The 21,160-nt window shown below is 67.7% G+C and carries 18 protein-coding genes; 7 read left to right on the top strand and 11 right to left on the bottom strand.

Going from position 1 to position 21,160, the window contains the following annotated elements; all coding sequences use genetic code 11:
- Positions 1-55 precede the first annotated feature (55 nt).
- The gene (locus D0Y85_RS15455; RefSeq protein WP_025877828.1) at positions 56-1,438 is read right to left on the bottom strand and encodes an L-serine ammonia-lyase; all 1,383 of its coding nucleotides are present in this window, start codon (positions 1,436-1,438) and stop codon (positions 56-58) included.
- A 101-nt stretch (positions 1,439-1,539) separates the two neighbouring features.
- On the opposite strand from D0Y85_RS15455, the gene D0Y85_RS15450 reads away from it, so the two are divergent.
- The gene (locus D0Y85_RS15450; protein ID WP_025877830.1) at positions 1,540-1,770 is read left to right on the top strand and encodes a glutaredoxin family protein; all 231 of its coding nucleotides are present in this window, start codon (positions 1,540-1,542) and stop codon (positions 1,768-1,770) included.
- 85 nt (positions 1,771-1,855) lie between these two features.
- On the opposite strand, the gene D0Y85_RS15445 is transcribed toward D0Y85_RS15450, so the two are convergent.
- Genes D0Y85_RS15445 through D0Y85_RS15435 form a run of 3 tightly spaced genes read right to left on the bottom strand, consistent with a single transcriptional unit; the run spans position 1,856 to position 3,645 of the window.
- On the bottom strand, positions 1,856-2,428 hold the full coding sequence (locus D0Y85_RS15445) for a YceI family protein (protein WP_117311049.1): 573 nt from the start codon (positions 2,426-2,428) through the stop codon (positions 1,856-1,858).
- Positions 2,429-2,431: 3 nt separating this feature from the next.
- Entirely contained in the window at positions 2,432-3,004 is a 573-nt protein-coding gene (locus D0Y85_RS15440; protein WP_117311048.1) for a cytochrome b, read from the bottom strand.
- On the bottom strand, positions 3,001-3,645 hold the full coding sequence (locus tag D0Y85_RS15435) for a YceI family protein (protein WP_117311047.1): 645 nt from the start codon (positions 3,643-3,645) through the stop codon (positions 3,001-3,003). Before D0Y85_RS15435 ends, D0Y85_RS15440 begins: the two co-directional genes overlap by 4 nt.
- 164 nt (positions 3,646-3,809) lie before the next feature.
- On the opposite strand from D0Y85_RS15435, the gene D0Y85_RS15430 reads away from it, so the two are divergent.
- Together D0Y85_RS15430 and D0Y85_RS15425 are read left to right on the top strand one after the other, a co-directional pair.
- The gene (locus D0Y85_RS15430; RefSeq protein ID WP_117311046.1) at positions 3,810-7,355 is read left to right on the top strand and encodes an ATP-binding protein; all 3,546 of its coding nucleotides are present in this window, start codon (positions 3,810-3,812) and stop codon (positions 7,353-7,355) included.
- Positions 7,356-7,451: 96 nt separating this feature from the next.
- Complete coding sequence (locus tag D0Y85_RS15425) at positions 7,452-10,982, top strand: hybrid sensor histidine kinase/response regulator (protein ID WP_117311045.1); 3,531 nt, start codon at positions 7,452-7,454, stop codon at positions 10,980-10,982.
- A gap of 627 nt (positions 10,983-11,609) precedes the next feature.
- Here D0Y85_RS15425 and mdtD read toward each other — a convergent pair.
- The 5 genes from mdtD to D0Y85_RS15395 form a co-directional block, all read right to left on the bottom strand.
- A complete protein-coding gene (gene mdtD / locus D0Y85_RS15415; RefSeq protein WP_025876990.1) occupies positions 11,610-13,019 on the bottom strand; it encodes a multidrug transporter subunit MdtD in 1,410 nt (469 codons plus the stop codon).
- 91 nt (positions 13,020-13,110) lie between these two features.
- A complete protein-coding gene (hemE, locus tag D0Y85_RS15410) occupies positions 13,111-14,193 on the bottom strand; it encodes a uroporphyrinogen decarboxylase (protein WP_117311044.1) in 1,083 nt (360 codons plus the stop codon).
- 28 nt (positions 14,194-14,221) lie between these two features.
- Entirely contained in the window at positions 14,222-14,461 is a 240-nt protein-coding gene (locus D0Y85_RS15405; protein WP_117311043.1) for a WGR domain-containing protein, read from the bottom strand.
- A 128-nt stretch (positions 14,462-14,589) separates the two neighbouring features.
- On the bottom strand, positions 14,590-15,702 hold the full coding sequence (gene aroB, locus D0Y85_RS15400) for a 3-dehydroquinate synthase (protein ID WP_117311042.1): 1,113 nt from the start codon (positions 15,700-15,702) through the stop codon (positions 14,590-14,592).
- Entirely contained in the window at positions 15,699-16,241 is a 543-nt protein-coding gene (locus D0Y85_RS15395) for a shikimate kinase (RefSeq protein ID WP_117311041.1), read from the bottom strand. The genes aroB and D0Y85_RS15395 overlap by 4 nt, the downstream gene beginning before the upstream one ends.
- Before the next feature lie 98 nt (positions 16,242-16,339).
- On the opposite strand from D0Y85_RS15395, the gene D0Y85_RS15390 reads away from it, so the two are divergent.
- Positions 16,340-16,543, top strand: a complete 204-nt coding sequence (locus tag D0Y85_RS15390) for a dodecin family protein (protein WP_025876997.1) — start codon at positions 16,340-16,342, stop codon at positions 16,541-16,543.
- A gap of 6 nt (positions 16,544-16,549) precedes the next feature.
- On the opposite strand, the gene D0Y85_RS15385 is transcribed toward D0Y85_RS15390, so the two are convergent.
- Positions 16,550-17,377 carry a kinase gene (locus D0Y85_RS15385; RefSeq protein ID WP_117311040.1) on the bottom strand — a complete coding sequence of 276 codons (828 nt, stop codon included), beginning with the start codon at positions 17,375-17,377 and terminating at the stop codon, positions 16,550-16,552.
- Between the two features lie 40 nt (positions 17,378-17,417).
- Here D0Y85_RS15385 and pdxH point away from each other — a divergent pair, with 40 nt between their 5' ends.
- Together pdxH and D0Y85_RS15375 are read left to right on the top strand one after the other, a co-directional pair.
- Positions 17,418-18,017 carry a pyridoxamine 5'-phosphate oxidase gene (pdxH, locus tag D0Y85_RS15380; RefSeq protein ID WP_033831770.1) on the top strand — a complete coding sequence of 200 codons (600 nt, stop codon included), beginning with the start codon at positions 17,418-17,420 and terminating at the stop codon, positions 18,015-18,017.
- Between the two features lie 9 nt (positions 18,018-18,026).
- Complete coding sequence (locus tag D0Y85_RS15375) at positions 18,027-18,374, top strand: hypothetical protein (RefSeq protein WP_117311039.1); 348 nt, start codon at positions 18,027-18,029, stop codon at positions 18,372-18,374.
- Positions 18,375-18,497: 123 nt separating this feature from the next.
- Here D0Y85_RS15375 and prpR read toward each other — a convergent pair whose 3' ends face one another.
- Positions 18,498-20,081, bottom strand: a complete 1,584-nt coding sequence (gene prpR, locus D0Y85_RS15370; protein ID WP_117311038.1) for a propionate catabolism operon regulatory protein PrpR — start codon at positions 20,079-20,081, stop codon at positions 18,498-18,500.
- A gap of 156 nt (positions 20,082-20,237) precedes the next feature.
- Between prpR and prpB the strand changes: the two genes are divergently transcribed.
- The gene (gene prpB, locus D0Y85_RS15365; RefSeq protein WP_032976623.1) at positions 20,238-21,131 is read left to right on the top strand and encodes a methylisocitrate lyase; all 894 of its coding nucleotides are present in this window, start codon (positions 20,238-20,240) and stop codon (positions 21,129-21,131) included.
- Positions 21,132-21,160 lie beyond the last annotated feature (29 nt).

Here is a 21,160-nt window from a genome sequence, read left to right as displayed (position 1 = left end):
TGTTCGGTCGAGAACGGCACTGCAGAGCCGGGTCGATGCCCGGCCCTGCCGACCATCAGCACTCGATGACGTTCACCGCCAGGCCGCCGCGGCTGGTTTCCTTGTACTTGTCCTGCATGTCGCGGCCGGTATCGCGCATGGTCTTGATGACCTTGTCCAGCGACACCTTGTGCTTGCCGTCGCCGCGCATGGCCATGCGCGAGGCGTTGATCGCCTTCACCGCACCCATCGCGTTGCGCTCGATGCACGGAATCTGCACCAGGCCACCGATCGGATCGCAGGTCAGGCCCAGGTTGTGCTCCATGCCGATCTCCGCCGCATTCTCGATCTGGCTCGGGTTGCCACCCAGCGCCGCGACCAGGCCGCCGGCGGCCATCGAACAGGCTACGCCGACCTCGCCCTGGCAGCCCACTTCGGCGCCGGAGATCGAGGCGTTTTCCTTGTACAGGATGCCGATCGCCGCCGAGGTCAGCAGGAAGTCGAACACCCGCTGTTCGTTCGCGCCCGGGCAGAAGCGGTCGAAGTAGTGCAGCACCGCCGGCAGTACACCCGCCGCGCCGTTGGTGGGTGCGGTGACCACGCGGCCACCGGCAGCGTTCTCTTCGTTCACGGCCAGTGCGTACAGGTTGACCCAGTCCAGCGTGGTCAGCGGGTCGCGCATCGCCGCTTCCGGCTTCGACGACAGCTCGCGGTACAGCGCCGGCGCGCGGCGGCCCACTTTCAGGCCACCCGGCAGCACGCCTTCCTCGCGGATGCCGCGCGCCACGCAGGCCTGCATTGCGCTCCAGATCTCGCGCAGGTTGTCGCGGATCTCGTCCTCGCTGCGCCAGCATTTCTCGTTCTCGAACATCAACTGGGCGATGCTCAGGCCACTGCGCGCGGTCTGCGCCAGCAGCTCGTCGCCGCTCTTGAACGGGTAGGGCAGCGGCGTTTCGTCAGGCACGATACGGTCATCGGCCGCATCGTCCTGGTTGACCACGAAGCCACCACCGACCGAGTAGTAATCGCGGGTGGCCAGCACTTCGTCATCGGCGTTGTACGCGGTGAAGCGCATGCCGTTGGTGTGGTAGGGCAGCTTCTGCCGCTTGTTCAGGCCGAGGTCGCGCTTTTCGTCGAAGGCGATCTCGTGCTGGCCCATCAGCATGATCCGCTTGCTGCTGCGGATGCGCTCCAGCGTGGACGGAATGATGTCCGGGTCGATCAGGTTCGGACGCTGCCCTTCCAGGCCGAGCAGGATCGCCTTGTCGGTGCCGTGGCCGCGACCGGTCAGTGCCAGCGAGCCGTACACGTCGGCACGGATGCGCGCGACCTGCGCAAGCTTGCCCGGGTCGAGCAGCCACCGATGGATGAAGCGCTCGGCGGCCCTCATCGGCCCGACGGTGTGCGAGGAGCTCGGGCCAATGCCGATCTTGAAAACGTCGAACGTGCTGACAGCCATGGTTGCCGTACTGCGGGTACCGGGAGAGACCGCTATTCTAGCGGCTCACGCCGCACTTCCATGTCTGCGGCGCAGCATTTCCGCCAAGAGAGCAAACCGCAGTGTTGACCCTGTTCCAGCGTGACGACTGCCATCTGTGTGACATGGCCTTGGCCGAACTGGCCAGGGCGCGGGCGCCCGAGTTCGAATCGGTGTTCCTCGATGACCAGCCTGCGCTGGAGGCGCGCTATGGGGCGCGGGTGCCGGTGCTGCGCGATGAGCGCGGCGGGCGGGAGCTGGACTGGCCGTTCGATGCGGCCACGGTGCAGGCCTGGCTGTTGGCGGGCAGGTAGCGCCGGGCCATGCCCGGCGAGCGCGAAGCGCGGCCAGCGGTGGAAGCCGCCGGGCATGGCCCGGCGCTACCAGGACGAAGGCGTCTTACTTCGCGTCGAACTTCACGATCGTGCTGATCGCGGTTTCGTCCGGGATGGTCTTGGTATCAGCCCAGTCGCCGCCACCGACACCGAAGTCCAGGCGCTTGACCGTGGCCTTGCCGGTCAGCACCGGCTGCGCGCCGGGCTTCCAGGTGAAAGTGAAGGTGACCGGCTTGCTCACGCCGCGCAGTTCCAGCGTGCCATCGGCGGCGAACTGGTCGTTGCCGAGTGCGCGGAAACCCTTGGCGGTGTAACGCGCGGTAGCGAACTTGCCGACGTTGAAGAAGTCCGCGCCCTGCAGAGTGGAGTCGCGGTCGCTGTTGCCGCTCTTGGCGCCGGCCAGCGGAATCACCACGTCCAGCGAACCTGCGGACGGATTGGCCGGGTCGAAGCTGAGCTTGGTGGCAAAGCCCGGGAAGCTGCCGGTGAACACTTCACCGTCGTACTTGGTGGCAAAGGCCAGGAACGAACCGGCACCCGGCGCCTGGGCGTAATCGGCGGCGAGCACCGGTGCAGTGACGAGCATGCCGGCGAGGGCGGCGGCCACAGCGGCCGGGGTGGTCAGTTTCAGGTTCATCTGTCAGTCCTTCTGGGGAGAGGCGAGCCAGCCACGCGGCAACATCCGGGACAGGGTGGCATCGCGCTGGAACAGGTGGTGGTAGAAGGCAGCACCGGCATGGGCCAGCACCACCGCGATCAACAGCCAGAAGCCGTATTCGTGCAAAGCATGGGATACCGCCACGACCTGCGGGTCCGGCCCGCTCAGCTTGGGCACGTCGACCAGACCGAACCAGCGGAACGGACGCAGGCCGCTGGCCGAGTCGTACAGCCAGCCCGACAACGGGATGGCGAACATCAGCACATACAGCAGCACATGGGTGGCGCTGGCGATGCGCTCCTGCCAGCCCGGCACGCCGGGTACCGGCCTGGGGGCACCGGCATACAGACGCCAGCCCAGGCGCAGCACCACCAGTGCCAGCACGGTGATGCCGATCGACTTGTGCGCGGTATAGACCCAGAAATACTTGGGCGTCTTCGGCAGCTCGCCCATGGTCAGGCCGACGATGCCCAGGGCGAGAATCAGCAGTGCGATCAGCCAGTGCAGGGTCTGGCTGACACTCCCCCAGGCGGCAGGGGTGTTCTTGGCGGTCATGAAGGGTCCTTGGTGGCCGTCTGGCTGTCGGAGTGGGGTTGGGGAGTGGGAGTTCCCGCACGGTCGCTGCGGTCGAGCGTGGCTTCAGCCTCGATCCGTACCTGCACCGCATCACCGATCACGCCCGGCCAGGCGGTGATGCCGAAGGCACGCCGACTCAGCGTGGTGGTGGCCGAGAAGCCGGCCGTACGCCGGAACGGCGGCAGCGGATAGCGCTTGATCTGGTTCAGGGTCACTTCCAGCGTGACCTCCTGGTTGACCCCGCGCAGGGTCAGCGTGCCGGTCACATGGGCATGTGTGGCGTCGATCGGTTCGATATGGCGGGAGACGAAGCGGGCGGTAGGGAAGCGTTCGCCATCGAGCAGGCTGCGCGCCAGGGTTGCCTCGTTCCACTTGGCATCACCAAGGTCCAATCGCGACACCGGGATCTCGACGTCCAGTGTCGCATCGCGCCAGTTGTCGCTATCGAACTGCAACTGGCCCTGGCTTCCGGAGATCGTACCCAGCGCCTGCGAATAGCCGGCGTGGTCGATCGCAAACAGCACACGGGTGTGCACCGGATCGATGCGGTAGACCTCGTTGCCTGCCCAGGCGGGGGCCACGGCAAGCAGCATCGGCAGCAGGGCCAGGCAGTGGCGCATCGGCGGGGGCTCCGGGAAAAAGACCGTTCGATCATACCCATAGCCTCCGCGCAACGCTGTGTGCACGGCTGCAACAGTTCGTGGTGCCGATGCGGCCGGAAACAGGCTGTTGCAGCGATGGCTGCGGCCCTGTGTGACAATCGGCACAGGACAGGGGGTTCAGGATGAAGAGCGGCTGGCGCCGGTGGTGCCAAGGCATTGCAGGAGCAGGTCTGGTGCTGTTGGCGCTTTCGGCTGCAGCGGCGACCTTGGACATGGCCGGTGAAACACCGCGCCTGCGCCGTTTCGGCGCGGCCGAGGGATTGCCCTCGCGCATGGTGGTGGCGCTGGCCGAGGACCGGCAGGGCCGCGTGTGGGCCGCCACCGACGGCGGCCTGGCCCGCTATGACGGCGGTGAGCTGCGGGTCTGGCAGCACGACCCGGCACAACCGGATTCGCTGCCCGGCAACGAGATCGAAACCCTGCTGGTCGACCCGCTCGACCGGGTATGGGTTGGCATCAACGGCAAGGGGCTGGCCCGGCTGGATGCCGACCGCGAACGCTTCAGGACCTTCGATTCCGTCACTGAGGGGTGCCAGGGACAGTTCTGGACCCTGGCCTATGCCGAGGATGCGCTATGGGTCGGCAGCAGCAGCCATGGGGTCTGCCGCGTCGGCGAAGATGGCTCGCTGCGCCATTTCCAGCATGATCGGGCGCAGCCCGGCGGTCTGCCGAGTGACACCGTCTTCAGCAGTCTGGTGGATGCACAGGGACGGCTGTGGGTGGGCACCGAAGCCGGTGTGGCGCGCTGGAACGGCCATGGCTTTGAAGCCGTGGCGCCGCGCGAACTGGCGGCGGTGAGCGTGCTGCGGCTGAGCCGCGATGCCGATGGCGCGATCTGGGTCGGTACCCAGAACGACGGCCTGTACCGCATCGATGCGCAGGATCGGGTGACGCGACCGGCCTGGGCCGACAGTGCCCGCCTGCGCTCGGCACTGGTGCTGCCCGACAGGCACGGAGGCTACTGGGTGGGAACGTCCGATGGCCTGCTGCGTGGTGACGACCAGGGGTTGCGCAGGTTGGAAGGCGACCGTGGCAGTGGTTTCCTGACCGGCCATAGTGGCGTGCTCGACCTGATGCAGGACCATGAGGGAGGCCTGTGGGTCGCACTGCTGACACAGGGCCTGGCCTACCTGCCGCCCGACTGGCGACGCTTTTCGACCTGGTACCAGTTCGATGGCAAGCCGCTGGACAGCCAGTACCTGTTGAGCGCTGCCAGCGACGGTCGCAGCTACTACGTCGGATCTGCCCATGGCGTCTACCAGATCGATGCACACGGGACGTTGCGCCTGCTGGCCAGCGACCGCGAACTGGGCAGCGGCGCGGTGTGGTCGGTGCTGCCACGTCCCGACGGCAGGCTGTGGCTCGGCCGCGCGGGGCGCATCAGCGTCTACGACCCTGCCACCGGTGTGCTGCGCGACTGGCGCATTGGCGGTGGCGCCGACCTTCGGCAGCGGATCGATCTGATGCGGCAGGCCCCCGATGGCACGGTCTGGGTATCGGTGATGAACCTGGGCCTGCAACAGCGCAGTGCCGACGGCCGGCTGCTGCGCAGTTTCGACGGCGCTACGCTGCGAGGCAGCACCGACGCGCCGGTCGAGCAGATCCGCTTCGATGCCAGCGGGCACGCCTGGGTGGTCGGGGAAATGGGCATCTGGCGCGAGCAGGGAGATCGCTTCGAAGCGGTGCCCGGCGTTTCCAGGGGGCCCATCTACGATCTGGTATGGATCGATCCCCGGCAGTTGTGGATCGCACGCCAGGGCGCATTCGAGCGCTACCAGTGGGATGGCCTGAGCCTGCGCCTGATCCAGCGCGTCGATGCCAGTGCCGGCGTGCCGCCGATCAGCATGGGAGGGCTGGCCCTGGCCCGCGACGGCCAGTTGTGGGCGACGACGCCCCGCGGCCTGCTGCGCTGGGATCCGAAGCAGCGTCGCCTGCAGATCTTCAATGAGCGCGACGGCCTGCTCGATGCCGAGTTCACCGGACGCCCACCGGCGATCGATGCCGATGGCCGCGTGCTGGCCGTTACCCAGACCGGCATGGTGGGCTTCGATCCGAATGCTGCCGACGCCGAGCTGTCACCCTCGCAACTGGTGATCGCGCAGGTTCGCGTCCGTCGCGATGATGCGCGCGGCTGGCAGCCCTTGCCGAGCTCCGGCCTGCTGTTGCTGGGGCCCGACGACCGTGACCTGCAGATCGATGCACGGCTGCTGTCCTACGCCAACCCGCAGGGCAACCGCTACCGGTTCCGCGTGCAGGGATACGACCAGAACTGGGTGGAACAGGGCGGGGACGGTCAACGCACGTTGTCGCGGTTGCCGCCCGGCACCTACGCCATCGAGGTGCAGGCCGCGACGGCCAGTGGTCCGTGGACGCCCTCGCAGCAGTTGCGCATAAAGGTACTGCCGCCCTGGTGGCGCAGCGGCATGGCGATCTTCGGCTACGTGATGCTGGGCTCGCTGTTGCTGTTGGCGTTGCTGTGGTCGATCCGCAGGCGGTTGCGGCGACGCCAGCAGTGGCAGTTGACGGTGCACAAGCAGCAGATCGCCGAGCAGGCATCGCAGGCCAAGAGCCGCTTCCTGGCGACCCTGGGCCACGAAGTACGCACGCCGATGACCGGGGTACTGGGCATGAGCGAACTGCTGCTGGCCACCGAACTGGACCCGGTGCAGCGCAGCTATGCCGGCTCGATCCAGCAGGCCGGCAGCCATCTGCTGCGGCTGGTCAACGATGCATTGGACCTGGCCCGGATCGAGGCCGGCCGGCTTGAACTGGACATCCGCCCGTTCGACCTGGGCGGACTGCTGGACCAGGTGCAGGCGTTGATGCAGCCGATGGCACGGCAGCGCAGGCTGGCGTTCCAGCGCGGGCAGGCATTGCCAGGCCCGATCTGCGTCAGTGGCGACGAGATGCGCATCCGCCAGATCCTGCTGAACCTGCTGGGCAACGCGATCAAGTTCACCGAACGCGGCCATGTCGGCCTGGCGGCGCGCCTGGATGAGGATGGCGGTGCGGTGACGTTCGAGGTCAGCGACAGCGGGCCGGGCATCAATGCCGAGCAGCAGCAGCGCCTGTTCCACCGCTTCGAACAGGCCGACGGCCCGCGTACCGCCTCGCGCTACGGTGGCAGCGGGCTGGGCCTGGCGATCTGCCAGGAGCTGGCGGTGGCGATGGGCGGCCGCATCGATGTCGACAGCCAGCCGGGGCGTGGCGCACGCTTCGCAGTGCGGCTGCCGCTGCCTTGGAGCCGGCAGCAGGCCTCCGGCCCTGGCGAGGCAGTGTCGCCGACGCTGCCTGCACTGCGCATCCTGCTGGTCGAGGATGATGCCACCGTTGCCGAGGTCATTGCCGGGCTGCTGCGCAGCCGTGGCCATGAGGTGGTGCACGTGCTGCACGGCCTGGGCGCGCTGTCGGAGATATCCACCGAGGGGTTCGATGTTGGTCTGCTCGACCTGGACCTGCCGGCGCTCGACGGCACTGCCATTGCCCGCCAGCTGCGCGCGATGGGCTACGAGCTGCCGCTGGTGGCCGTTACCGCGCGCTCGGATGCCTATGCCGAGGCGCAGGTGCTTGCGGCCGGATTCGATGGTTTCCTGCGCAAGCCGGTGACCGGCGATCTGCTGGTGGCGGCCATTGCCCAGGCACGCAGCAAGCGCCAGATCATCAGCTGAGCACGGCATCCTACGGCGTGATTCGCGCAACTTTCGGTTTACCATGCCGACGCCCACGGTGTGGGCATCATCAACAGCAGCGTGAGGAGGCCATCGGTGGTGTATCTGCGGGCAGTGACGCTGCTGATCCTGCTGCTGTGCTGCCTGGTGCCCGCTGCCGCGCAGCCGGTGCCGCCTTCGCCGCGGCAGGTCACCGTGTTCGACGGGTTGCCATCGAACACCGTCAACCGCATGGCCGAGGACCGCTACGGCTACCTGTGGATTGCCACCAACGATGGCCTGGCCCGCTACGACGGGCGCAACTACCGCATCTGGCGTTCCGAAGACGGCCTGCGCGACAACCGCATCTGGAGCGTGCTGGTCGATGCCCGCAACGAGCTGTGGATCGGCACTGAAAATGCCGGCTTGGTGCGGATGTCGGCCGATCGCCGCCAGCTGCGCTTCTACGACCGCAGCAGCCAGCCGCTGATGGGCAGCAACACCGTCTGGAGCCTGGCTGCGACACCGGATGGCGCGATCTGGTTCGGCACCCACGAGGGTGGCCTGTACCGGCTGGACAGCAATGACCGTCTGCAGCGGTTCCTGCCCGAAGCGAACAACCCGCGCAGTCTGCCGGCCGCGTCGGTGCCCTACCTGGCCACGCTTGCCGATGGCAGCCTGTGGGTCGGCACCAAGCATGGCGTGGCGCGCTGGACCGGAACCGATTTCGAACGCATCGGCGGCGACCTGCTGCCCAGCCTGCTGATCAATGGACTGACCGCAGAACCGGACGGCAGCCTCTGGATCAGCACGCTGGCCGGGGCCACGGTGCGGCGCCCGGATGGCCGTTTCGAACCGGTGCCCTGGACCTTGCCCGCCGGCGACCAGGTGCTGGGCATGATGCTGCGCGACGAGCAGGGCGGGCACTGGCTGGACACGCGCAGCGGCCTGGGCCGGGGCATCGATGGCCGCTACCAGAACGTACCGCTGTACAGTGCCATCGCCCGTGGCCTGGTGCGGCCGAACTGGACCGGCGCCTATGAGGACCGCGAAGGCGGCATCTGGCTGGCCAGTACCAATGCCGGCCTGTGGCACTTGCTTCCGCGCTGGTGGCAGTTCTCGGTGTTCTCGCGGCTGGAGGATGATCCCTCCTCGCTGCGCAATTCCTATGTGCTCGGTACCAGCCCCTCCAGCAATGGTGGGGTGTGGACGGTCGGCAGCCACGGCGCGCTGGACCGTTTCAATCCGCGCACGGGCGTGATCGAGCAGCACCGCACCTTCGTCAACGGCATGCACTGGCTGACCTCGGTGCGCGAAGACCGGCAGGGCCAGGTGTGGGTGGGCTCGACCGACGCCCTGATGCGCTACGACCCGCGTCGTGGCGAGCTGCGGCGCTGGGGGCGGGACTCGGGCGCGGACGCGACCATGGAAGGCAACATCGAGGCGATGATGACCTGCGATGGCGACAGCCTGTGGTTGATGCTGTCATCGGGGCTGCAGCAGCGTGATCTGGACGGGCACGTGCGCCGGCGGCTGGAAAACGGCCAGGACGGTCTGCAGGCCGGTCAGCTCAATCTGGACGTGGAATGCGGCCCGCAGGACCGGATCTGGCTGGCCAGCAGCCGCGGCCTGCTGCAATGGCAGCCGGATGCACAACGCTTCCAGCCGGTGCCCGGTGCGCCGGCCACTGCGGTGTATGCCCTGCACGTGGGCAAGGACGGCCAGGTCTGGTTGTCCGAGGATGGTCGGCTGTCGCGGTATCTCTGGAGCCAGGGCCGGCTGGAACGGCAGGCGGTAGTGGGCGCCGAGCAGGGCTATCCGGCGATTTCCGCTACCGGCCTGGTGGTCGACGCGCAGGGCGTGGCGTGGGCCACCAGCGCCCGCGGCCTGGTGCGGGTGAGTGCCGATGGCGAGAGCGTACGCCTGTACGGAGTGCACGATGGGCTGCCCAGCCAGGAGTTCCGCGAACACACCCTGATCGCCTCCTCGGTGGGGCGCATGGTGGCGGGTACCCCCGCCGGTGTGGTGGTGTTCGATCCCGAGCAGGTGCGGCCTTCCACCCGCCGTGCGCCGCTGGTGATCGAGCGGGTGGAGGTACGCCGCAACGAGCAGTTGCTGGACCTGACCCATGACTCGCCGTTGCAGATCGCCGATGGCGACCGCGACCTGCGTATCGTCGCGCGCCTGTTGTCCTTCGCTGATTCGGCTTCCAACACCTACCGCTACCGGTTGGCCGGCTACGACCCGGATTGGGTCGAGGTGGGCCCGGCAGGCGAGCGCCTGTTCTCGCGCCTGCCACCCGGCGCCTACCGGCTGGAAGTGCAGGCGCGCTCGGCCGACCACGTGTGGTCGCGGGTGCAGACCCTGGAATTCCACGTGCAGCCGCCATGGTGGCGCAGCTTGTCCGGCCTGCTGGTGCTGGCCTCGATCGGGTTGCTGCTGACCAGCTGGTTCGCCTGGTTGTACCGGCGCCGGCTGCAGCGCCAGCACGCCTACCAGCTCGCCCTGCACAAGCAGGATCTGGCCGAACATGCATCGGCGGCCAAGACGCGGTTCCTCGCCAATCTCGGCCATGAAATCCGCACGCCGATGACCGGCGTACTTGGCATGAGCGAACTGCTGCTGGCCTCGCCGCTGGATCCGCAGCAGCGCGGCTATACCCAGTCGATCCGGCATGCGGGTGAGCATCTGCTGCACCTGGTCAACGATGCGCTGGACCTGGCGCGGATCGAATCGGGGCGCCTGGAACTGCAGTCCAATGCGTTCGGTCTCCATCGCCTGCTGCAGGATCTGGCCGCACTGATGGGGCCACTGGCTGCACAGAAGGGCCTTCGGTTCATCCTCGACAACCAGTTGCCTGCAGGGCTGCAGGCGACCGGTGATGCGATGCGGGTGCGGCAGATCCTGCTCAACCTGCTGTCCAACGCGGTCAAGTTCACCAGCCGCGGCAGCATCACGCTGCACGCGCGTTGCGAGGACGGGCCGCGTGGGCTGTATTTCGAGGTGCGCGATACCGGTCCAGGCATCAGCCAGGAGCAACAGCAACGGTTGTTCCGGCGCTTCGAGCAGGCCGAGGGTGCGCGTACCGCGGCGCAGTACGGCGGCAGCGGCCTGGGCCTGGCGATCTGCCGCGAGCTGGCACTGGCCATGCAGGGCCGCATTCGCGTGGAAAGCCAGCTGGGAAGTGGCACCTGCTTCGGTGTCAGCCTGCCGCTGCCGCTGCAGCAGGGTGCGGCCAGCGACGGAGGTGCCGACAGTGACGCCGCCGCTGCTGTGGTCAACATGCCGCCGCTGCGGGTGTTGCTGGTGGAGGACGATGCGACCGTGGCCGATGTGATGTGTGGCCTGCTCACCACCCGCGGCCATGAGGTGGTCCACGCGGCCCACGCACTGGCCGCGCTGCGTGAAATCAGCGCGGGGGATTTCGATGTCGGCCTGCTCGATCTGGATCTGCCGGGCCTGAGCGGTTTCGAACTGGCCCAGCATCTGCGCAACCAGGGTTACACGCTGCCGCTGCTGGCAGTGACCGCGCGCACCGACCCGGACCTGCAGCAGCAGGTGGAAGCGGCCGGCATCGGTGGTTTCCTGCGCAAGCCGGTGACCGGTGAGCTGCTGGTGGAAGCGATCGCCCGCGTGCTGGGGCGGTAGGGGGTCGGCAGGGCTGCGCCCTGCACCCGCCGAATCAACGGCAAAGCAAAAGCAAAAGCAAAAGCGAAAGCTGGTATTCCGTGGGATGGCGGGGTGGGTCCGGTTGCGGGGACGCCGTGAATACGTCCTTGTAGGCTTGGCCGCGGCATCCATGCCGCGGACACCCCGCAACCGGACCCACCCCGCCTTCGACAGATTTCCGCGAACTCTCGGAATGGCATGGCCTGCTCTTGGTGGGTGTCGACCTTGGTCGACACGTAGATCCACGCCATGCGTGGATGAATCTCCGTCGAAATCGAATATTTCGACAATTGAAAGAACAGCATCCGCGCATGGCGTGGACCCATCAGCCACCGGAAAACTGTCAGAGGTGGGGCGGTGTCGGATTGCGGGGTGTCCGCGGCATGGGCCCGAGGCATGCCTCGGGCGGGCTGGGCAGGACGCCCAACCCCGGTCTTGCCGTGTGCGCAGGAAAGCGCACACGAGCAAGCGGCTGCCAAGCCTACAGGGACGTACTTGCGGCGTCCCCGCAATCCGACACCGCCCCGCCATCCCACGGAATGCCCGCTGTTGCTGTTGCCGTTGCTTCGGCCTCTGCAGGTGCAGGGCGCAGCCCTGCCGAACCCTCTACTCCGCTACTTCTTCTACCTGGCGCGGCTCGGGCTTGGTGTCGGGCAACTGCCAGAAGATCAGCGTCGAGGTGAGCGTGATCGCGCCCACGCACAGGAACGTGGCATGCAGTGCAGCCGTCGCGCCATGGCCTTCCAGCTGCGTGCCGAATGCGGCCAGCAGGCTGCCTGCGGCGGCTGCACCGAAGCCGGCGGCGAGCATCATCACCATCGACAGCAGGCTGTTGCCGGAACTGGCGAACTCACGGTCGAGGTCGCGCAGGGTGACGGTGTTCATCACGGTGAACTGCAGCGAATTGACCGCACCGAAGAACGCCAGCTGCAGCAGGCGCACGGCCAGGTGCTGGCCCGGTGTCATCAGGATGAAGCTGGCCATCGCCAAGCCGACCAGCACGGTGTTGGTCATCAACACGCGGCGATAGCCGTAGCGTTCAACCAGTTTCACCGCCAGCTTCTTCGACACCATGCCTGCGGCGGCCACCGGCACCATCATCAGGCCGGCGTTCATCGGCCCGAGGCCAAGGCCGACCTGCAGCAGCAGCGGAATCAGCATCGGCATGGCACTGCTGCCGATGCGCGAGAACAGGTTGCCGAGAATGCCGATGCGGTAGCTGGGCACGCGGAACAGTGCCAGGGAGAACAGCGGTGCCGTTGAATTTGCCGCGTGCAGCCAGTAACCGACCAGCGCGGCCAGGCCGGCCACGGTCATCAGCATCACCAGCGCGTGTGGTGTACCGAGCCCGGAAATCCCATCCAGTGCCAGCGACAGCACCACCATCGCAAAGGCCAGCATGGCGTAGCCGCGAAGGTCGAACCGGGTGCGGTGGCTGGCGTAGTGGTCGGGCATGATCTTCATCGCCGCGATGAAGCCGATGACGCCGATCGGCAGGTTGATCAGGAACACCCAGTGCCACGAGGCGATCTCGACCAGCCAACCACCCAGCGTCGGGCCGATCAGCGGACCCACCAGTGCGGGAATGGCGATGAAGCTCATCGCACGCAGGAAGTCCTCGCGTGGCACCGAGCGCATCACCGCCAGGCGCCCGACCGGCAGCAGCATCGCGCCGCCGATGCCCTGCAGTACGCGCGCGGCCACCAGCTGGTGCAGCTGCTGCGCCATTGCGCAGGCCAGCGAGCCGAGGGTGAACAGGATGATCGCCACCAGGAAGGTGCGTCGGGTGCCGTAGCGGTCGGCGATCCAGCCGGAGGCGGGAATGAAGGTGGCCACTGCCAGCGCGTAGCTGAAGACCACCGACTGCATCTGCAGGGGGCTTTCGCCAAGGCTGGCCGCCATCGCCGGCAAGGCCGTGTTGACGATGGTCGAGTCCAGCATCTGCATGAAGATCGCCAGCGAAACCAGCCACAGCAGGGGACGCTGGCGGGTGTAGGTCGATGGCGCTGTGGACATGGGGCGTGGCCGGTGCAACGTGGGGGCGCCATGATCGCGCACTGCGGGTCACGGCGCGATCAACATCGCGCCGTGATTGCCTGCGCGATGCTCAGCGTTGGCTGTGTGCGTGCACTGCGTCGACCAGCACCTGTACATGGGCCGGGTCCATGTCCGGCGACATGCCGTGGCCGAGGTTGAACACATGGCCCTCGCGCGAACCACCGTTGCCGGTGGCATAGGTATCGAGCACGCGTGCGGCCGCCGCGGCGATCGCATCAGGCGAGGCATACAACGTGGTCGGGTCCAGGTTGCCCTGCAGCGCTACGCGGCCACCGGTGCGGCGCAGCGCTTCGTCCAGGTCCAGCGTCCAGTCCAGGCCGAGCGCATCGGCGCCGGTCTGCGACAGCGCTTCCAGGTGCAGGCCGGTGCCCTTGCCGAACAGGATCAGTGGCGTGCGCTCGCTGCCTTCGCCGCGCTCCAGGCCTTCGGCGATGCGCTGCAGATAGCGCAGCGAGAACTCGCGGTACATTGCCGGCGACAGCACGCCGCCCCATGTGTCGAACACCTGCAGGGCCTGCGCACCGGCCGCGCGCTGCGCGCCGAGGTAGGCAATCACCGCGTCGGTGGTTACCTCCAGCAGGCAGTGCAGGGCCTGCGGATGGTTCAGCGCCATCGCCTTGATGCGCGCGAAATCCTTGCTGCCGCCGCCTTCGACCATGTAGCAGGCCAACGTCCACGGGCTGCCGGAGAAACCGATCAGCGGCACCTGGCCATCCAGTTCGCGGCGGATCAGGCGCACCGCGTCCATCACATAGCCCAGGTCCTGCTCCATGTCCGGCACCGCCAGCCTGGCGATGGCCGCTTCATCGCGTACCGGGTGGCGGAACTTCGGGCCTTCGCCTTCGACGAAGTACAGCTCCAGGCCCATGGCATCGGGAATGGTGAGGATGTCCGAGAACAGGATGGCCGCGTCCAGCGGGAAGCGGCGCAGCGGCTGCAGGGTGACTTCGCAGGCGATCTCCGGGTTCTTGGCCATGGCCAGGAAGCTGCCGGCCTTGGCCCGGGTGGCGCGATATTCCGGCAGGTAGCGGCCGGCCTGGCGCATCAGCCAGACAGGGGTGCAGTCCACCGGTTCGCGGCGCAGGGCGCGCAGCAGGCGATCGTTGCGGAGAGGGCTGGTCACAGTGGGCATTCCTTGGGCGAAAAGAGCAGCGGCGCAGTCAGTCGCCGTGCGAAAGAATCTGGAAGCCCCGATGCAGTTCGGCATCGCGGGCCTTGTCGTAGGCGTGGCGGGCTTCGTCGGCCGTCAGGTACAGCTCGCGCCGCAGCTGCGAGCGGGCGCCGACGCGGCCGGATTCACGCAGCAGTTCCCAGCCGCCGAACAGGTCCGGGACCAGGGTCAGGCGCAGGAAGCGCGGTGCCTGGGCACCGTCGGCGGATTGTTGCAGGTGGACGTGCATGGCAGCGATTGTAGCGGGGGCGAGGTGAGCCCTGCCGCAACGCTGATCCGGTAGTGCCGGCCGCTGGCCGGCAACCCCATGAAACCTCCCCGGCAGCGCCGCGCCATGCCCGGCGAACGCGGAAGCGGTCAGCCTGCGCCCAGCACCTTCAGTACCGCCGCTTCATCCACGTCCGGTACCACTTCGGCGCGGCCCATGCCACGCCACAGCACCAGGCGCAGGCGGCCGGCCACGTTCTTCTTGTCCAGGCGCATGCGGCCGAGCAGGGCCTGCGGGTCCAGCCCGGCGGGGATTGCCACCGGCAGGCCAAGCTGTTCCAGCAGCGCCTGCAGGCGCACCCGGTCGGTGTCCTCGGCCAGACCCAGGTGGGTGGAGAGGCGGGCCGCCAGCACCATGCCCACCGCGACGGCTTCACCGTGGTTCAGTGCATCGCGCCCCGGCGCGGAGTAGCCCTGTTCGGTTTCGATGGCGTGGCCGAAGGTATGGCCAAGATTGAGCAGGGCGCGTTCGCCCTTCTCGAAGGGATCGCGCTCGACGATGGCGGCCTTGTGCCGGCAGCTGCGGGCGATGGCCTCGGCGATGACCGCATCCTCGCCGGCCGCCAGTGCCTCGGCATGCTGCTGCAGCCACTCGAAGAACACCGCATCGCCCAGTGCGCCGTACTTGACCACTTCGGCCAGGCCGGCGCGCAGCTCGCGCGGCGGCAGGGTAGCCAGCACGCGGGTATCGGCGATCACCGCACGCGGTGGGTGGAACGCACCGACCAGGTTCTTGCCGGCCGGGATATCCACGGCGGTCTTGCCGCCCACCGAGGAGTCGACCATCGCCAGCAGCGTTGTCGGCAGCTGCACGCAGTCGATGCCGCGCATCCAGCAGGCTGCGGCAAAGCCGGCGAGATCGCCGACCACACCACCACCGAGGGCGAACACGCAGGCATCGCGGGTCGCGCCGAGCGCGGCCAGCGCCTCGATGACCGAGCCGAACTCGGCCAGGGTCTTGGAGGCTTCGCCGGCGGCCAGCACATGCTCACCCAGGATCAGGTCCGGGCGTGCGGCCAGCAGGGCCTGCTTGGTGGCATCCAGATAGCGCGGCGCAACCTCGCTGTCGCTGACCAGCAGGACATGGCGGCCACGCACATGGCTGGCCAGTGCGGCGCCGTCGGCCTGGGCGCCGGCACCGATGGTGATGGAATAGGGACGGTCGCCGCCAACGGCGACCTGCAGCAGGGCAGGGGAGGTCATGCAGTGGGGTCCTGTCGCTGCCAGTGCGTGGCCAGCCTGACGACAAGCTGGGCAGTGGCATCGGCGGCGGTAAACGGGTCGGTATCAAGAGTGACATCGGCGAGGTCGCGATACAGCGGGTCGCGATGCGCGGCCAGATCATGCAGCACCCGTTCGCGGTCCGGCCGCTGCAGCAGTGGCCGGGCCTTGTCGCGTGACAGGCGCTCCAGCTGGGCTGCGACGCTGACCCGCAGGTAGACGACAAAGCCTCGCTTGGCGATCAGGGCGCGATTGTCCGGGTCAAGCACGGCACCGCCGCCGGTGGACACCAGCTGGCCACGGCCGGCCAGCACCTGCGCCAGCGCCTGGCGCTCATGGGCACGGAAGCCGGCTTCGCCGGAATGCTCGAAGATCGTGGGAATGCTGGCCCCGGTCGCATCGACGATGGCCTGGTCGACGTCGACGAAGTCCAGCGTGAAGCGCTCGGCGAGGCGGCGGCCGATGCAGGTTTTACCGGCACCCATCGGGCCGATCAGGATCAGGTTCGGAGCGGGATTCATGCCCTCTGATGCTAACACCTCCGTGCCTTGGCCTTTACGTTCTTCACGTCAGGGTGGAGGTTCCTGCGGGGTATCCCGCGCCTGATGGAGTGCCTGCCATGTCGGTTGCCAAGGTCATCGAAATCAATGCGTCCTCGCCCAAGAGCGTGGAGGACGCAGTGCGCAGCGGTTTGAAGAAGGTGTCCGGGACGGTCAAGGGCATCCAGGGCGCCTGGATCAACGAGACCAAGGTGGTCACCGACGGCAACGGTGAGATCACCGAATGGCGGGTGAACCTGCGGGTCACCTTCCTGGTGGAGTGAGGCTGCTCAGCGCAGCCCTTGCACCTGGCGCTGGGCATCCAGCGCCACCACCCGGTCGGCAATGGCCGGCAGCGCACGCAACGCCTGCCGGCTGACCCGCTCGTAGTACTGCACGAAGCGCTCCAGCTGGGGTCGGTTCATGCCGTGCCGCCCCGGCTGGGCCGCCTGCAGGTTCTGCTCCTGCTGCCAGCGCCAACGCGGCACCACCGAAAAATCAGGAGGTTGCAGGAACCACAAGCGGTCGCACCGCTGCCACAGCGCCGGATACTCGCGGGCCAGCGCCTGGTTGCACCAGCGCCGCCAACGGCCATCGGCATCGGCCTCGCGCTCCAGGGCGTTGAGCGGGACATCCAGTTCGGCATCGTCCTGCGCCGGGGTGCCCAGGAACCAGCCCTCGAACACCAGCAGGTCCAGCGGCGTTTGCAGCTGCGGCCACTGCGCTTCGGGCAGGCGCTCGTCGGCCAGCTTGTCGAAGCGGGGCAGGGCCAGGGGCTGTCGTGCGGCCACTGCGTCCAGTACCGCATGTGCCAGCGGCAGGTCGTGGGTGCCCGGTGGGCCACGGGTGATCAACAACGGATGCACCTGCCGGGCCAGGCGCTGGCGTTGTGCGCGGGTCAGGTAGACATCGTCGATGGACAGCGTTGCGGCGTTCAGGCCACGCGCCTGGGCACGGGCAACCACCTGCGCGGCCAGCGTCGATTTGCCGCTCCCCTGCAGGCCGCTGATCGCCAATACTGGAACGGCTGTGCTGCTGCCCAGCGCGTCATCCAGCGCCTGCTCGACCATTGTTTCGGGGAATCCTTTCACCTGGGGCATGTACGCAGCGGCGACCATGCCGCCACAATAGCCCAAACCGTGTGAGAAGAATGCTGTCATGAGCGACCTGTACGCCGAAGCCCTGTCGACCTTTGCCGCGCTGTTCGAAGAAGCGAAACAGAGCCGCGAAGTCGAGCCCAATGCGATGACCGTGGCGACCGCCGATGTGCAGGGCCGGCCATCGGCGCGCACCGTGCTGTTGAAGGCGTTCGATGAGCGCGGCTTCGTGTTCTACACCCACCTGGACAGCCACAAGGGCAACGAGCTGCAGGCCAATCCGCAGGCGGCGCTGCTGTTCCTGTGGCGCAGCCTGCGCGAGGCCGGCATCCAGGTGCGCATCGAGGGACGCGTGGAGCAGGTGGCCGATGCCGAGGCCGACGCGTATTTCGCCAGCCGTCCGCGCATGAGCCAGATCGGCGCGTGGGCGTCGCTGCAGTCGAAGACGTTGAACTCGCGCGAGGAGTTCGACGCGCGTGTGGCCGAGGTCGAGGCGCGCTTCGAGGGCAAGGACGTGCCGCGCCCGGACGGCTGGAGTGGACTGCGGGTGGTGCCTGACCGCATCGAGTTCTGGTACGGCGCGCAGTTCCGCCTGCACGAGCGCTGGTGCTATGAAGCCGGTGCCGAAGGGCGCTGGAGCAAGCGGCTGTTGTACCCGTAAGGCACCGCGATGCAACGCGTGCCGCTGTATCGCGTGGTGGTGTTCGTGCCGGTGCCTGCGCTGGAGGCGGTGAAACAGGGCATCCTCGCAGTGGACGCGCTGCTGGCCGGCGATTACGAGCACGGCATGTGGTGGTCCGCGCCGGGGTTTGAACAGTTCCGGCCACGCGTGGGTGCGATCCCCGCGCAGGGCGAGGTGGGGCAGACCGAGGTGGTCGACAGTGTGCGGCTGGAGTTCTGCCTGCCGCGCGATCCGGCACGTCTGCGCCGTGTGTTCGAGCAGGGCATCGTGGCGCATCATCCCTGGCAAGTGCCGGTGGTGCAGGTGGAAGAGATCGAGCTGCTGTTGGCCGGGTAGATCCACGCCATGCGTGGATGGGGTACTTGGAGAAGGCGGTGCGATCCGAAGTTCGCACCCACCAGGCATCGGTCTGTTCGCTCCTGCCTTGCATCGGTTCTGCACCAACCAGACGGCAGGACGTTACAGCCCCACCGCGCGCAGCCATCGCCACAGCGTGGTGCGTGACACCCCCAGCGCCTGCGCCATGCCTTCGCGGTCATTGCGGTGTTCCTGCAGCAGCGCTTCCAGCTGCGCACGCGGTGGGCGTTTGCCGTTGCTTTCCACCGGCAGTGTGGTGGCGCCTTCGTTCACCAGCTCCGGCGCCAGCTGCAGCAGGCGCGCTGCATCGATCAGGCCGTCGCCGGGCTGCCAGTGGATACGCAGGCGATCAACCAGATTGCGCAGTTCACGCACATTTCCCGGCCAATCGGCAGCGCCAAGTGCTGCGAGCGCTTCTTCGTCCAGCGGTGCATCAATGCCGCGCAGCTGACGGAAGAAATGCTGCGCAAGGAGCGGGATGTCATCGCGCCGCGCACGCAGCGGTGGCAGTGCGATGCGCAGCGCGGCCAGCCGGTAATACAGGTCGCGGCGGAAGCTGCCAGCCGCCGCGCGCTGCTCCAGCGATTGCAGGGTGGCGGCGACCACGCGCAGGTCGACCGGGGTCGGTTCGGTGGCGCCCACGCGCAGCACTTCGCGTTCTTCCAGCACCCGCAGCAGGCGGGTCTGCAATGGCAGCGGCAGTTCGCCGATCTCGTCCAGGAACAACGTACCGCCATCGGCCGCCTCGACCAGGCCCACGCGCCCCCCGCGACGCGCACCGGTGAAGGCGCCGTCGCTGTAGCCGAACAGTTCCGCTTCCAGCAGTGATTCGCTGATCGCACCGCAGTTCAGCGCAACGAAACGACCGCGACGACCGCTGGCGGCGTGCAGCTGGCGTGCAACCAGTTCCTTGCCGGTGCCGGTCTCGCCGGTAACCAGCACGGTGCTGTCGTGCGGGGCGTACAGCGCGATCTGTGCGCGCACGTCGGCCATCGCATTGCTGTCGCCGAGCAGGGCATGCGCATCGCTGCGTGGGGCGGTGCGGCGGCGCGGAGCCGGCCGGCTGCCGCCGGAGCGGGCCATGGCCTGGGTCAGCTCCAGCGCATGCTCGAACGCCTGCCGCACCGAATCAGCCGAGTACAGCAGCACGCCGGGTAGCCCGGCCTGTTCGGCATGGTCGATGGCCATGCCGGTGCCGACGATCACCTCGATGCCGTTGGCGCGCAGGTCGGCGATGCAGTCGCGGGCATCTTCGCGGGTGACGAAGCGGCGGTGCTCGATGTCCAGGCCGAAGCTCTGCTGGAAGCTGCTGAACACCGGCACATCGCTGGCATGGGTGACCAGCCCGATGCGTGGGGCGATGCGACGGGCGCGCGCCAGCGCTTCCATCAGGTCGAAGCCATTGGCGTGGATCGGTACCAGCGGCAGGTCCAGGCGACCGCGCAACCAGGCCGCGTTTGAGCCGCCGGCAATCACCACGTCGCAGTGCTCGCGGCGCAGGCGCTGGCCGATCACTTCCACGGCCTCCTCGAAGCCCAGGTTGATCTGCTCGATGCGCGCGCGGCGGTCGAATTCGGGAATGACATCGCCCAGCAGGCCGGTCAGGCGCGAGACGCTGACCGTCCAGATCACCGGACGGCCGGGGTCGGCATCGGCGTGGCGCAGGGGCGAGCGGGGCAGGTACATGGTGCAGGGATCGGGAATGATGATGTTTCATGATACATCTGTTTCAATGTTTCATATGTTTCACTGCGGTTGACCGGTCATCCCCGTGAAATCAATCGCTTGCAGGTTGGCATGGTGCTTGCGCTTACCTCCCTGTTCTTCAACCTGGATCGCCGCATGACCGTTTCGACCCTCTCTTCCGCCGGTGCCCGCTTCCGCGAGGCGTTGGCTGCCGAATCGCCGCTGCAGGTGATCGGCGCGATCAACGCCAACCATGCGCTGCTTGCCAAGCGCGCGGGTTTTCGTGCCATCTACCTGTCCGGCGGTGGCGTGGCCGCCGGCTCGCTGGGCCTGCCGGACCTCGGCATCAACACCCTGGAAGACGTGCTGGTGGACGTGCGCCGCATCACCGACGTCTGCGACCTGCCGCTGATGGTCGACATCGACACCGGCTTTGGCCCGAGCGCGTTCAACATCGCGCGCACGGTGAAGTCGCTGATCAAGGCTGGCGCGGCCGCCTGCCATATCGAAGACCAGGTCGGCGCCAAGCGCTGCGGTCATCGCCCGGGCAAGGAAATCGTCTCGCAGGGCGAAATGGTCGACCGCGTGAAGGCCGCTGCCGATGCCAAGACCGATCCGGACTTCTTCCTGATCGCGCGCACCGACGCCATCCAGGTGGACGGCGTGGACAAGGCCATTGAGCGTGCCATCGCCTGCGTCGAAGCCGGTGCCGACGGCATCTTCGCCGAGGCCGCCTATGACCTGGATACCTACCGTCGCTTCGTTGATGCGGTGAAGGTGCCGGTGCTGGCCAACATCACTGAATTCGGCGCGACCCCGCTGTTCAGCCGCGACGAGCTGGCCTCGGCCGGCGTGGCCATCCAGCTGTTCCCGCTGTCGGCGTTCCGCGCCGCCAACAAGGCCGCCGAGAACGTCTACCAGACGATCCGCCGCGAAGGTCACCAGCGCGACCTGATCGACAGCATGCAGACCCGCGAGGAGCTGTATGACCGTATCGGCTACCACGCCTTCGAGCAGCAGCTCGATGCGCTGTTCGCCGCCAAGAAATAAGCAGTACCCTGCACCATCAAGTTTCGGAG

Origin of the sequence: Stenotrophomonas sp. G4, from assembly GCF_003428825.1 — a bacterium.
In the GTDB taxonomy this organism is placed as follows: Bacteria; Pseudomonadota; Gammaproteobacteria; order Xanthomonadales; family Xanthomonadaceae; genus Stenotrophomonas; species Stenotrophomonas indicatrix.
The sequence above is the reverse complement of the archived record's forward strand: the minus strand, read 5'-3'. Positions and strand labels throughout refer to the sequence as shown.